This window comes from Extensimonas soli, assembly GCF_029211265.1.
In the GTDB taxonomy this organism is placed as follows: Bacteria; Pseudomonadota; Gammaproteobacteria; order Burkholderiales; family Burkholderiaceae_C; genus Extensimonas; species Extensimonas soli.
The window spans coordinates 57,202-69,598 of the sequence record NZ_JARGEL010000010.1 but is presented as its reverse complement, the minus strand read 5'-3'; the positions used below and the strand labels follow the sequence as shown (position 1 = coordinate 69,598).

General features: G+C 66.9%; 12 protein-coding genes and 1 other RNA gene. 4 read left to right on the top strand and 9 right to left on the bottom strand.

What is annotated here, in order from left to right; all coding sequences use genetic code 11:
- Positions 1–11: 11 nt before the first annotated feature.
- The 7 genes from PYV55_RS16305 to dapF form a co-directional block, all read right to left on the bottom strand.
- Positions 12–377 (bottom strand): STAS domain-containing protein, encoded by a 366-nt coding sequence (locus PYV55_RS16305; RefSeq protein ID WP_407066757.1) that lies wholly within the window; start codon positions 375–377, stop codon positions 12–14.
- 1,442 nt (positions 378–1,819) lie between these two features.
- The gene (dksA, locus tag PYV55_RS02905; protein ID WP_407066756.1) at positions 1,820–2,422 is read right to left on the bottom strand and encodes an RNA polymerase-binding protein DksA; all 603 of its coding nucleotides are present in this window, start codon (positions 2,420–2,422) and stop codon (positions 1,820–1,822) included.
- A 203-nt stretch (positions 2,423–2,625) separates the two neighbouring features.
- Positions 2,626–3,696 carry a CobW family GTP-binding protein gene (locus tag PYV55_RS02900; protein ID WP_275849084.1) on the bottom strand — a complete coding sequence of 357 codons (1,071 nt, stop codon included), beginning with the start codon at positions 3,694–3,696 and terminating at the stop codon, positions 2,626–2,628.
- A gap of 93 nt (positions 3,697–3,789) precedes the next feature.
- Positions 3,790–5,016 (bottom strand): class I SAM-dependent rRNA methyltransferase, encoded by a 1,227-nt coding sequence (locus PYV55_RS02895; protein ID WP_275849082.1) that lies wholly within the window; start codon positions 5,014–5,016, stop codon positions 3,790–3,792.
- 33 nt (positions 5,017–5,049) lie between these two features.
- Entirely contained in the window at positions 5,050–5,994 is a 945-nt protein-coding gene (locus tag PYV55_RS02890) for a tyrosine recombinase XerC (RefSeq protein ID WP_275849163.1), read from the bottom strand.
- A 145-nt stretch (positions 5,995–6,139) separates the two neighbouring features.
- Positions 6,140–6,856 (bottom strand): DUF484 family protein, encoded by a 717-nt coding sequence (locus PYV55_RS02885; protein ID WP_275849080.1) that lies wholly within the window; start codon positions 6,854–6,856, stop codon positions 6,140–6,142.
- Positions 6,853–7,896 carry a diaminopimelate epimerase gene (gene dapF, locus PYV55_RS02880; protein WP_275849077.1) on the bottom strand — a complete coding sequence of 348 codons (1,044 nt, stop codon included), beginning with the start codon at positions 7,894–7,896 and terminating at the stop codon, positions 6,853–6,855. The genes PYV55_RS02885 and dapF overlap by 4 nt, the downstream gene beginning before the upstream one ends.
- A 126-nt stretch (positions 7,897–8,022) precedes the next feature.
- Between dapF and PYV55_RS02875 the strand changes: the two genes are divergently transcribed.
- Positions 8,023–9,699 (top strand): MBL fold metallo-hydrolase, encoded by a 1,677-nt coding sequence (locus tag PYV55_RS02875; protein ID WP_275849075.1) that lies wholly within the window; start codon positions 8,023–8,025, stop codon positions 9,697–9,699.
- Between the two features lie 104 nt (positions 9,700–9,803).
- On the opposite strand, the gene rnpB is transcribed toward PYV55_RS02875, so the two are convergent.
- Together rnpB and PYV55_RS02865 are read right to left on the bottom strand one after the other, a co-directional pair.
- Positions 9,804–10,150: RNase P RNA component class A (gene rnpB, locus PYV55_RS02870), an RNA gene on the bottom strand.
- 20 nt (positions 10,151–10,170) lie between these two features.
- Positions 10,171–10,341: a hypothetical protein gene (locus tag PYV55_RS02865; RefSeq protein ID WP_275849074.1), complete on the bottom strand. Its 171-nt coding sequence runs from the start codon at positions 10,339–10,341 to the stop codon at positions 10,171–10,173.
- Between the two features lie 191 nt (positions 10,342–10,532).
- On the opposite strand from PYV55_RS02865, the gene cysK reads away from it, so the two are divergent.
- From cysK to PYV55_RS02850, 3 genes are all read left to right on the top strand, one after another.
- Positions 10,533–11,450, top strand: coding sequence for a cysteine synthase A (gene cysK, locus PYV55_RS02860; protein WP_275849072.1), 918 nt, complete (start codon positions 10,533–10,535; stop codon positions 11,448–11,450).
- A 161-nt stretch (positions 11,451–11,611) separates the two neighbouring features.
- Positions 11,612–11,887 carry a type II toxin-antitoxin system TacA family antitoxin gene (locus tag PYV55_RS02855; protein ID WP_275849069.1) on the top strand — a complete coding sequence of 92 codons (276 nt, stop codon included), beginning with the start codon at positions 11,612–11,614 and terminating at the stop codon, positions 11,885–11,887.
- Positions 11,888–12,388, top strand: a complete 501-nt coding sequence (locus PYV55_RS02850; protein WP_275849068.1) for a GNAT family N-acetyltransferase — start codon at positions 11,888–11,890, stop codon at positions 12,386–12,388.
- Positions 12,389–12,397: the final 9 nt, after the last annotated feature.

The following is a 12,397-nucleotide window of genomic DNA, read 5'->3' as shown; positions in this document are numbered from 1 at the left end:
CCCTCAGAGCCTCACTTCTTGCGCACCACCACCCAGGCGTGTTCGTTGATGCCGAGCACGTTGAACAGGATGGCCACCAGCCGGTGCAGCTTGTCGAACTGCAGCTGCTGGCCCTTGGCCTGCTGCTCGGCGGCCCAGTTGAGCAGCGTGCCGGCGGCCGCAAAGTCCGTGCGGATCAGGTGCTCGCAATCGATCACCAGGGGCTCGCCAGGGCGCAGGTGCGCCTCCAGCGACGGCAGCAGCGCACTGCAGTCGCCCTCGATCTGGCCGCTCAAACTGGCCACCGGGCCAGCATCCAGGGGCACCGAAAGCGATGGAGCGCCAAGCCCGTCGGCAAGCGCGCTGGGCGCAAACAGGGAGGCAGGTTGCTGGGCCATCTCATGCGCTGCAGCTGGCTCCTCACCATCGACACAACTGCAACGCGGCGGCTCCCATGCGGGCGGCGAGACTTCATAGGTGACGCAATAGTCGAGCGCCACGAGCTCGAATTCGTCCACGCGCCCCATGAGCCGCAAGCAGGCCATGCGCAGCAGCCACCAGTCCGCCGGCGTGCTGCGCTCACCCGAAGGCGTTTTTTCGACCAGCAATGCCTGCAGCGCCTGCGCGTGCGCAAACACCAGCTGCACCGAGCGGTCTTCGGCCCAGTGGTTGAACAGCGCCGTAAGCTGCGGCACCGCCTCGGGCTCGATCGAAGCCAGGCGCGCCCAATTCAGCGTCCAGGGTGGTTGCGCGCGTTCGAGCGCCGCACGCAGCGCCACCAGCGACGCGGCACTGAGCGAGTGCGGGGCACTCCAGCCAAAGCTGCGGCGCGCAGCGGCACTGGCGGCACCTGCCATATCTGACTGGCCCAGTTGCTCGGGCAAGGAGACCCACAGCGGTGCGGAGCGCCCGAAGCGGGCCGCGAAGTCGATCGCCAGCGCGTCGAAGAGGTCCGCCTGCCCGGTCGCGCGGTACAGGTCGAACAAGGCCAACCAGAACTCCTCCTGTACCGCGGGCTCGGCCTGCTGGCTTTGCGCCAGCGCTTCCTGCAGCGCTTTTTCTGCGCCGGCAAAGTCCGCTTGGGCGAAGCGGATCGCCGCCTCTTCCAATTCAGGGGCATGCACGAATTTCTCCGGTTCCACCACGACAGGCCGTGGCGCTGGCACTGTGGGTGGGTGGGTGATGGTGCCATCCAACGCGGTTTGTGCCGCCGGCAGCGCAGCTGCTGCCTGCGGCAGCGTCGCGCCAGTTTCATCGGGGGACAGTGGCACTACGGCGGGCGGGCCAGCAACCGCGGCTGATTCCACAGGCACCGGGGGCAGACTGATTGCCTCGGTGGGCGCAAAGGCACGCACCGTCGTGTCGCCCGGCGGCTGCGAGGCCCGCCAGCCGGTGGCCTCCATCGCCTGGCTGGATCGCAGCGGACGGGGCGCGCCTTTCCACCACTGCTGCGACATCTGCGCTTCGATCTCATCGATCTTTTGCAGTGTGGCGGCGCGCTCACCAGGCGAGTTCAGCTCGCTCAAATAGGAGGGATCCGCTGCGGGCTCGTCACTGCGCTGTGCCTGCTGCACGCCGCGCTGGCGCAACTGGCGCAGCTGCGCGAACTCGCGGCGCCGCACGAAGTCATTGCGCCGCTTGCGCTCCATCAACTCCTTGAGCGCCTCCTTGCTGAACTGGCTCTCGCGCTCGGTTTCCAGCGTGTCGAGCGCAGACCACTCCACGGTCGGGTTGCGCACGAAGCGCACCACCTTGGAGAGCAGGCCCCCGCGAGAGGATTCTCCCTTGCTCATGATTCTGGCTGCACCGGGGTTGCGCGCTGCATTGTCAGAAGGCGTGCTCAGTCGCCGAACAGCTTTTGCTTGAGCTCGCGGCGCTGCTGCGCCTCGAGCGACAAGGTGGCCGTGGGGCGCGCGAGCAAGCGGGCCACGCCTATGGGTTCGCCGGTTTCATCGCAGTAACCGTAGTCGCCCGAATCGATGCGGGCGAGCGACTGGTCGATCTTCTTGAGCAGCTTGCGCTCGCGGTCGCGCGTGCGCAGCTCGAGCGCGTGCTCTTCCTCGATGGTGGCGCGGTCTGCAGGGTCGGGCACCACCACCGTGTCTTCACGCAGGTGCTCGGTGGTCTGGCCCGCGCTCTGCAGGATTTCCTGCTGCAGCTGCAAAAGCTTGTGGCGGAAGAATGCCCGCTGCTTCTCGTTCATGTATTCGCTGTCGGGCATGGCGAGCACTTCAGCGTCGGTGAGTTCCTCGGCCGGCTTGGTTTTCCAATGGTCGGCAAGCTTGGGGTTTTTCTTCACGGGAACGGGTTTGGGCTGCACGGATGCGGTACTGGGCATGGTCGTAAAACTGGCAAAGACAGCGGTGGATGCGGTTTGGGAGCTCATTGTGACGGGTGGCGCAGGGGCAAAAGGCCGCGGCCAAGAACCCCCCGGACACTGCAGGACTTTTGGAAAGTCAGCGCTGGGAAAATGGACTCCTGTCTCCTTGCTGTCGGTGGGTGGAGCGAGCCGGGCCGACCCATGGGGCTGCCAGACAGTCAGATTGCATGCGGGCTTGCATTCAACGGGGCGCGATTGTATAGAGGCGCGCGCATTGTGGGCATGCCCATGGCAAGAATGAAACACCCCCACGCAACACACGCATTTCACGCCAGGCTTTGCTCCAGCCCCTGGCGCAAGATGTCTTGCGGCAAGTCTATGCCTATGAACACCATCTTGCTGGTGCGCGGCTCGCCCGGCGCCCACTGCGGCCCCAGGTCGCTGCCCATGAGCTGGTGCACGCCCTGAAAGATCACCTTGCGGTCCGTGCCCAGCATGTGCAGCACCCCTTTGTAGCGCAGCATGCGCGGGCCGTAGATGTTGACGACGGCGCCGAGAAAATCCTCCAGCTTGGCCGGGTCGAACGGCCGCTCGGCACGATAGACGAAGCTCTTGACGTCGTCGTCATGGTGGTGGTGGCGCCCGCCATGCCGGTGCGAGGGGTGATCGCAATGCGCGCCGTGCTCGTGCTCGTGCTCGTGCTCGTGGCCATGGTCGTGGTGCCCGTGTGCGTCAGCCTCTTCCTTGAGGAAGTCGGGGTCTATGTCGAGCTTGGCGCTCAGGTTGAAGCCGCGCAGGTCCAGCACCTCGTTGATCGGCACCTGCCCGAAGTGCACTGCCTTGATCGGCGCGCGCGGGTTCATGTGCTTGATCCGGTGGATCAGCGCCTCGGTGTCTTCGGCGCTCACGAGGTCGGTCTTGGAAAGAAAGATTTGATCGGCAAAGCCCACCTGGCGCCGCGCCTCCTGGCGATCGTCGAGCTGCTGCTGCGCGTGCTTGGCATCGACGAGCGTGATGATCGAGTCGAGCAGGTAGCTCTGGGCGATCTCGTCGTCCATGAAAAAGGTTTGCGCCACGGGGCCGGGGTCGGCCAGGCCCGTGGTCTCGATCACGATGCGGTCGAAGTCGAGCAGGCCCTTGCGCTTCTTGGCGGCCAGCAGCTGCAGCGAGGCGCGCAGGTCTTCCCGGATGGTGCAGCAGATGCAGCCGTTGCTCATCTGCACGATCTGCTCTTCGGACTGGGTCACGAGGATGTCGTTGTCGATGTTTTCCTCGCCGAACTCGTTTTCGATCACGGCGATTTTCTGGCCATGGGCCTCGGTGAGCAGGCGCTTGAGCAAGGTGGTTTTGCCCGACCCCAGAAAGCCGGTCAGGATGGTCGCGGGAATGAGGGACATGGGCTTGCTTTCTCCAAAAAACCAGGGGCGCGACACGCGCCACCGTGCCTGCGTCCGAAAGCGGCAAGTGTAGTGGCGGAATCCGGCACGTGCTCAAGCCTTGCGCATCACCACCAGCCCCTTGAGGTACTCGCCCTCGGGGAAGGCCAGCGTCATCGGGTGGTCGGGCGCACCACCCAGGCGTTCGAGGATGTAGGCATCGACACCCGCGTCGGCACCGGCCGAGGCGACGATCTTGTGGAACAGGTCGGCGCTGATGCCGCCCGAGCACGAAAAGGTGAACAGCACCCCGCCCGGCGCAAGCAATTGCAGTGCAAGGCGGTTGATGTCCTTGTAGGCGCGGGCGGCACGCTCGGCGTGGGCGATGGTGGGCGCGAGCTTGGGCGGGTCGAGCACGATGGCGTCGAAGCGCTCGCCCTGCTGCAAGAACTGGCGCAGCGCGGCGTTCACGTCGGCGTCGAGGAAGTGCCCCTGGCTCGCGTCCAAGCCGTTGAGCTCTACGTGCGCGCGTGCCCGCGCCAGCGCCGGGGCCGACGAATCGATGGACCAGACCTGCGCGCCCTGCACGCCCGCAGCGCGCAGGCCCGCGAGCGCGGCCACGGTGAAGCCGCCGGTGTAGCAATAGCAGTTGAGCACGCGCGCAAAACGCAGGCGCTCGGCGTAGTCGGCAAAGCGCCGGCGGTTGTCGCGCTGGTCGAGGTAAAACCCCGTCTTGTGCCCTTCGGCGATGTGCACCGCGAACTGCCAGGCGTGCTCGTGGATGCGCAGCTCAAGCGGCGGCGCAGGCGCCTCGGCGCTGGCCGGGCCGCCGCGCAGCCAGCCCGTTGCGGGCAGCAGACCTTCGAGCTTGCGCGCGCTCGCGTCGGAGCGCTCGTAGAGCTTGTGCAGACCCGTGGCGCACAGCAGCGCGTCGGCCAGCGTCTGCTTGTGGCGCTCGGCGCCGGCGCTCGTGAACTGCGCGACCAGCGTGTCCGCGTAACGATCCACGACCAGGCCGGGCAGCCCGTCGGACTCGCCATGCACCAGGCGCAGTCCGTCACTTTCAATGCCAAATCGGGCTCTTGCCCTGACGGAACGATCACATGCAGCTTCGAAAAACGAAGCATCTATGCGCTGCGCCTCGTCGAAGCTCCACACGCGGGCGCGGATGCGCGAGTGCGGGCTGAACGCCGCCCAGGCGAGAAACTGCCCCTCGTGCGAGACCACGCGCACCGTCTCGTCGCTGTCGCCACCGCCGCGCGCGATGGCCGACTCGAAGATCCAGGGGTGGCGGCGCAGCAGCGAGCGCTCTTTGCCGGGGTGCAGGCGGATGGTTTTCATGGTGAGGATGGCGCGTGGGGCGCCGAAGCGGAACTATGGCTTGCGCCGCGCGCGCGGGTGCGCGGCGTCGTAGACCTTGGCGAGGTGCTGAAAGTCGAGCCGCGTATAGACCTGCGTGCTCGCGATGCTCGCGTGGCCCAGCAGCTCCTGCACGGCGCGCAGGTCGCCGCTGGACTGCAGCACGTGACTGGCAAACGAGTGGCGCAGCATGTGCGGGTGCACGGGACTGCGCAGGCCCGCCTGCTGGCTGCGCTGGCGCACGCGCGCCCAGATCGATTGCGTCGTGAGGCGTTTGCCGCGCCGCCCGAGGAACAGTGCGGCATCCACTGCGCCACGCGCAAATGGCAAGGCGCGCAGCGCAAGCCAGGCTTGCAGCGCCTGCTGCGCCGCAGCGCCCATGGGCACGCTGCGGCGCTTGCCGCCCTTGCCCAGCACGTGCACTTCGCCGGCTTGCAGGTCGATCCAGCCGCGGCCCTGCCGCTCGGCCGCGGGGCTGGGCGCCACGTCGAGCCCCGCGAGCTCGCCCACGCGCAGGCCGCTGCCGTAGAGCAGCTCGACCATCGCGGCGTCGCGCGCTTCGAGCCAGGGGTCGGCCGCGGGCGGTGCGAAATCGGCCAGCAGCACGGCCTCATCGACGCCCAGCGCCTTGGGCAAGGGCCGCGGCACGCGCGGCGCACGCACGCCCTGCACGGGGTTGTGCGGCACCAGGCCCTGGCGCGCGGCCCAGCGGAAAAAGCTGCGCCAGCCCGACAGGATCAGCGCGATGCCGCGCCCGCTGCGCCCCGCGGCGTGCATCTGCGCGACGCTGCGGCGGATGTGCGCGCTTTGCAGTTCCAGCAGCGGCACACCCGCGTCGGCCGCACAGCGCGCGAGCTTGTCGAGGTCCAGCGCATACAGCGTGCAGGTGCGCGCGGCCAGGCGTTTTTCGTAGCGCACATAGTCGAGGTAGCGCTGCACTGCGGGCTCCGCAGGCTCTATGCACGCGCCGGGTGCGCCAGATTCCGTCGGCGATGGGGCTGCAGGCGTGGTCGCAATTGCGACAGGCGCGGTCGAAGCGGGTGCGGACACGATGGTGGCGAAAGAAAGGAAAGCGGTTACGGCCCGGCGCGGCGTTCCGCGGTGCTCAACGCAGGCGCAAGAGCGCCGCGCTCGCGAGTTCGGCGATGCGCGTGAGGAATTCCGTGCCCATGGTGGCCTGAAAGCGCTGCGCATCGGGCGAGCCCAGCACCAACAGGCCCAGCGCCGGCGTGGCGCTTTCCAGGGCGCCGGCGCGCAGCGGCAGCAGCGCGACCGACGCCACCTGCGCCGCGTCGGGCAGCCAGGCCGTGGCCTCGAAGCCCAGGTTGGGGCCGCAAAACGGCATGGTCAGCGAGCTTGCAAAGGCCTGCACGTCGGCGCTTGCGCCCTGCGCGAACGGCGCTTGCGCGTAAGGCGCGGCCACGTCCCACACGCGCAGCGCCACCTGCGGCACGTCGAACAAGGTGCGCAGGCCATCGACCACGGCCTGGGGCAGGTCGTGCGCGTCGACCGTCTGCAGCAGCGCCAAGCCCCATTGGTGCACCTTGTGCGCGATGGCGGCGTTTTCGCTGCTGTGGCGCACCATGTCCATGGTGCGCAGCTCCAGGCCCTTGATTTTTTCGCGCAGCAGCTCGGCCTGGCGCTCCTGCAGGCTCACGGCGCGCCCACCGTGCGGGCTGGTGAGCTGCACGCTCGCGAGCACCTCGGCGTGGCGCTCGAAAAAGCCCGGCGTCTGGATGAGAAATTCGGCGATGTCGTCCTCGGTGATCGGGGCAATCGGCTGGGCGATAGGCGGGGTGGTCGGTGGCGTAGGAGTGGTCATAGGACGTCGGGGAGTTGTATCTGGCCCTCGTACACGGTGGTCGCCGGGCCGGTCATGAAAACGGGGTCGGCGTCGCGCCCGCCCCAGGCGATGCGCAGGCGCCCGCCGCGCATGTCCACCTGCACCGCGTGGTCTGGCAGCCTGTCGGACTTTGGAACCGTCGGCTGCGCATGCGCCGCAGCGGCCCATTTTTTACCGTCTTCTGGCCCCATAGTCCCGCTATGGGGCGGCGAATCCGGCAAAAACTGGCCTCGCTGGGGCCCATTCTCGCTTTCGACGCCTAAAGTCCGACAGGCTGCTAGCAAACCCAGGCGCACGCCCACGGCCACGGCGGCGCACGCGCCCGTGCCGCACGCGAGCGTCTCGCCCACACCGCGCTCGTACACGCGCAGGCGCACATGGTCGCGCGCCACGACCTGCAGAAAGCCCACATTCACGCGCTCGGGAAAACGCGGGTGGCTTTCGATCCGAGCCCCGAGCTGCGCGACCGGGGCCGCGTCCACGTCTTCGACGAGCAGCACCGCATGCGGGTTGCCCATGGACACGACGCTAACGAAAACAGGAGCATCCTGCGCTTGTCCATCAATGGTTAGCGGCCATTTTTGCCCTGACCCCTGGGGCACGGGCTGCAGGCCGCGCGTGTCGAAGGGCACGCGCGCTGGCTCGAACACCGGGCAGCCCATGTTGACCGTCACCTCGCCATCGGGCGTGAGCTGCAGCGTGATCACGCCGGCGCGGGTTTGCACGCGGATGCGGTCTTTGTGCGTCAAGCCGCGCTCGCGCACGTAGCGCGCGAAGCAGCGCGCGCCGTTGCCGCATTGCTGCACCTCGCCGCCGTCGGCGTTGTGGATCACGTATTCGAAATCGACCTCGGGCGTGGTGGCGGGCCGCACGCTCAGGATCTGGTCGGCGCCCACGCCGAAGTGGCGATCGGCCAGCAAACGGTAGTGCGCGGGCGAGAGGTTCAGGCGCCCCTGCGTCTCGTCGAGCACGACGAAGTCGTTACCCGCGCCTTGCATCTTGGTAAAGCGGATCAGCATGGCGCGGATTATCGCGGCTCACCGGCCGCCGGGCCGTCGGGCCGTTTTGCCAAAGCCAATCTTCGCGCCCGGGGCAAACCGAACGGTCGTTAGACAAGCTCCGCGCGAGTCTCCATAATGCAGCGCATGCCACGCCCCAGCCAATACCTGCACCCCCAGCGCGAGCTCGTCACGCCGCGCCCTGCCGCCACCGTCCTGCTGCTGCGCGACGCGCCCAGCCCTGACGGCAAAAACCAGTTCGAAGTGCTGATGACGCGCCGCTCGGCCAAGGCCAGCTTCGTGCCCGGTGCCTACGTTTTCCCCGGCGGCAGCATAGACGCCGAAGACGCGCAGGCGCATGCGCTCGCCGACCGCCGCGCGACGCAAGGCGACGCGCAGCTCACGCAGGCCATCGCCGCGATCCGCGAGAGCTACGAAGAGCTGGGCGTGCTGCTCGCGCGCCACGCCGACGGTCGCATGGCGGGCGAGGCCGACCTTGCAGCGCTGGACCGGCATGCGCCGTTCTTCGCGCAGTGCCAGGCGCGTGGCCTGCGTCTCGCGGCCGAGGGCGTCTATACGCTCGCGCGCTGGATCACCGACCGCGACATGCCCAAGCGCTTCGACGTGGCTTTTCTGGTCGCGCGCATGCCGCCCGGGCAAACACCCGTGGCCGACGAGGCCGAGCAGTTCGAGCCCGTCTGGGTGCGCCCCGCCGATGCGCTCGCGCGCCACGAGGCCGGGCAGTTCTTCATGATCTACCCGACCATTCGCACGCTGCAGCGCCTTGCGCGTTTCGACAGCATCGATGCCGTGCTGCGCGCCTGCGCGAGCGAGCAGCCGCTGTGGACCAGCTGCCCGCGCGGCGGCATGCTCGCCGGCAAGCCCGCGCACTACATGGAAGACGAGATGCCCTACGGCGAGCTGGCCCTGGTCTGCCCCGACGGGCAGATGCACCACACGCTCGACTGGCAGAGCGAGCAGCCCGTGCCGCTATTGAAGAACCTGCAACGCCTCACGGCCCCCAACCCCGGCGTGATGACCGGCCCCGGCACCAACAGCTACCTCGTGGGCGACCCGGCCACGGGCTACTTCGCCATCGACCCCGGCCCGGCCGACCACGAGCACCTCGAAAAACTCTGGCGCGCCGCGGGCGGCGACATCCGCATGATCGTGTGCACGCACTCGCACCCCGACCATTCGCCGGGCGCCGCGCCGCTGGCAACGCTGGTCGCGCAGTACGGCCGCCCCCGGCCACCCGTGCTGGGTCTGCCATCGGCCCCCACGGCACTCGCTGCCTGGGCCTTCACACCCGACAGAGCGCTACAGGACAATGAGCTGCTCACGCTGGAGGGACAAGGGCCAGAGGGCAAAATCACTCATACCCTGCAGGTGATACACACGCCCGGCCACGCGGCCAACCACCTGTGCCTGCTGCTGCGCGAAGACGCCTTGCTGTTCAGCGGCGACCACATCCTCAACGGCAGCACCACCATCATCAACCCGCCTGACGGGAACATGACGGACTACCTCGACGCGCTCGACAAGCTCGACGCGCTGTGCGCACAGCAAGGCGCGGAATTCATCCTGCCCGCGCACGGCCACGTGCTCGGCTTTGCGCGCCAGGCGATCGCGCACCTCAAGGCGCACCGCCTCGCGCGCGAGGCCAAAGTGCTCGTCGCGATGCAGGCCCACCCCGACGGCAGCCTCGAAGACTGGGTGCGCATCGCCTACGACGACGTGCCCGAGCAGCTCTGGCCCATGGCGCAGCGCTCGCTGCTCGCGCACGTGGAGCGCATCGAGGCCATGCAGCCGGGGAATGACTGATATGGGGAAAAGAAACACGACTTACGCAAATCGGGGTCAGGCAAGGCGCACGCCCCAATGGCAAAGCACTTTGCTGCATCCTTGTTTGCGTAAGTCCAGAGAAAAAGTGAAGCACGCCGATAGGCCGGATTCTGTGGCTTCGGTCGCCCGAAGCTGACCGCCATTAATCTGGGCCGGGTGTCGCCACCACGGCTCGGTGCTACCTACCCGCCAGCGCTCCCTGCGGAACCACAGGGCGAAGCCGCGAGGGCTTCAGACTGGCCTACTTGGTATTGCTGCGCGTAGAGATTGCCCGTTTCACCCTGGGTGCTGCGCACCCAGACTCGTCTCTGTTGCTCTGATCCTCACCTCACGGTGGACAGCCGTTAGCTGCTACGCCGTCCTGTGCAGTCCGGACCTTCCTCCAGTGCCTGGTTTCCCAGCTTGCACCAGCGGCGGTCTAGCATGCTTCACGGGGTGGATTATCCCCCATCAGGGCCGATAAAGCAGCCCATAAATGTTGTAGGCGATCATGAACAGCAGGCCAACGATACCCACCAGCATCACCGCCGGCCCCCAGCGGTATTTGCGGCCGGAAAAGCCGGTCAAAAGCAGCCCGCAGCTGATGGTCAGCAAAATGATGTTGTGGTGCAGCAAGTTCATGGTTCTGGCCTGTAGCGCGTTGGGCCTCCATTGTCACCGCGATCGCCGTGCGCGGGCATCAGCGCAGATTGATTCATATCAAGTGCCGCTTATCCCCTGCGCGCATATCCATATCGCGCCAACGACGCATCGGCTGCTTCACAATGGCTTTTCCCCTTTTTCCACCATTTCCCGCTTTTCCCGGAGGCGCCATGAAAGTCGACAACATCCTGCAAACCATAGGCCACACGCCCCACGTGCGCATCCAGCGGCTGTTCGGCCCGGGCGCCCAGGTGTGGATCAAGTCTGAGCGCAGCAACCCCGGCGGCTCGATCAAGGACCGCATTGCGCTCGCCATGGTCGAAGAGGCCGAGCGCACGGGCCTGCTGCGCCCCGGCGGCACCATCATCGAGCCGACCTCGGGCAACACCGGCATAGGCCTCGCGCTCGTGGCCGCGGTCAAGGGCTACCAGCTCATCCTCGTGATGCCCGAGAGCATGAGCATAGAGCGGCGCCGCCTGATGCTGGCCTATGGCGCACGCTTCGACCTCACGCCGCGCGAAAAAGGCATGAAGGGCGCCATCGAGCGCGCCCAGGAACTCGTGGCCAGCACCCCCGGCGCCTGGATGCCGCAGCAGTTCGAGAACCCGGCCAACGTGGCCGTCCACATGCAAACCACGGCGCAGGAGATTCTGGCCGACTTTCCCGACGGGCTGGACGCGCTCATCACCGGCGTAGGCACGGGCGGGCACCTCACGGGCGTGGCGCGCGTGCTCAAGGCCCAGTTCCCAAACCTCAAGGTGTTCGCCGTCGAGCCCTCGGCTTCGCCTGTGATCTCGGGCGGCGCACCGGCGCCGCATCCCATCCAGGGCATAGGCGCTGGCTTCGTGCCCAGGAACCTCGACACATCCTTGCTCGACGGCGTGATCCAGATCGACGCCGAGCCCGCACGCGAATACGCCCGCCGCGCCGCGCGCGAAGAGGGCATGCTCGTGGGCATCTCCTCGGGCGCCACGCTCGCAGCCATCGCGCAAAAACTGCCCGAGTTGCCCGCAGGCGCCAAGGTGCTGGGCTTTTGCTACGACACGGGCGAGCGCTATCTGTCGGTCGAAGGATTTTTGCCCGGATGATGCCCCGGATGGCGCAGCGTGTCGCATCTGCGACGATTGCACAAAATCGCACCGTCATCACCCGCCCATAGCCGGGGCGGTGCTTTTTGTTGGCCGAGCTCGACTTGACTATGTGCGCACAATTGGCGCACAATCAAACCCGTATCGATCAGGAGCTCGCCATGACAACCCTTGCCAAAGACACCCGGCTGCACATCCGCTGCGATCAGGAGACACGCCGCTTGCTCGACAAAGCCGCTGCCTATGCCCATATGAGCGTGTCCGAGTTCGTGCTGAGGAATGCCGTGGAGCATGCTCAGTCGGTCGTTCAGACGCACGAAGCCATCACCCTGTCTCAGGATGATTTTGCGGCATTCCTGGATGCGTTGGATACGCCACCCCAAGTCAACCCCGCATTGCAGCGCGCGTTCGCACGTCACGCCAAGCACGTGCAATAAGTGGCCTATCTCATTCGCGCACTCGACCGGGACGCGCAAACAGCTGGCTTTGATTGTGGTGAGAAAGCGCTCGATGAATACCTGCAGCGCTATGCCAGCCAGGATATCAAGCGGGGCGTTGCGCGGGTTTTTGTGGTCAGTCCGGCCGAACAGCCCCAGGTGCTTGCCGGTTTTTACACGCTCAGCGCCGCCAGCATCGCAGCGGACACATTGCCCGAGAAATGGCGCAAAAAACTGCCTCGCTACCCGGTGCCGGTGGCCTTGCTCGGTCGCTTGGCCGTGTCCCGGCAGTCTCAAGGACAGGGACTCGGCTCAATCCTTCTTGTAGATGCTTGCAAGCGAGTTGCTGCCGCCAGTGAAGCACTCGCGATGGCTGCCATCGTCGTCGATGCCAAATCACCCAAGGCTGGTGCGTTCTACCAGCACTTCGGCTTCATCGAGCTTCCCGGCCAGCCCGGCCGCTGGATGCTGCCGCGCTCACACTTTGCCGGTTTGGCTTGAGTCGCCACC

Bases quoted from the DNA above. Each gene is read 5' to 3' on its own strand.
- PYV55_RS02865 (WP_275849074.1), bottom strand. From the start codon at position 10,341: ATGAACTTGCTGCACCACAACATCATTTTGCTGACCATCAGCTGCGGG.
- dapF (WP_275849077.1), bottom strand. From the start codon at position 7,896: ATGCTGATCCGCTTTACCAAGATGCAAGGCGCGGGTAACGACTTCGTC.
- cysK (WP_275849072.1), top strand. From the start codon at position 10,533: ATGAAAGTCGACAACATCCTGCAAACCATAGGCCACACGCCCCACGTG.
- PYV55_RS02875 (WP_275849075.1), top strand. From the start codon at position 8,023: ATGCCACGCCCCAGCCAATACCTGCACCCCCAGCGCGAGCTCGTCACG.
- PYV55_RS02855 (WP_275849069.1), top strand. From the start codon at position 11,612: ATGACAACCCTTGCCAAAGACACCCGGCTGCACATCCGCTGCGATCAG.
- PYV55_RS02895 (WP_275849082.1), bottom strand. From the start codon at position 5,016: ATGAAAACCATCCGCCTGCACCCCGGCAAAGAGCGCTCGCTGCTGCGC.
- PYV55_RS16305 (WP_407066757.1), bottom strand. From the start codon at position 377: ATGGCCCAGCAACCTGCCTCCCTGTTTGCGCCCAGCGCGCTTGCCGAC.
- PYV55_RS02885 (WP_275849080.1), bottom strand. From the start codon at position 6,856: ATGACCACTCCTACGCCACCGACCACCCCGCCTATCGCCCAGCCGATT.
- PYV55_RS02900 (WP_275849084.1), bottom strand. From the start codon at position 3,696: ATGTCCCTCATTCCCGCGACCATCCTGACCGGCTTTCTGGGGTCGGGC.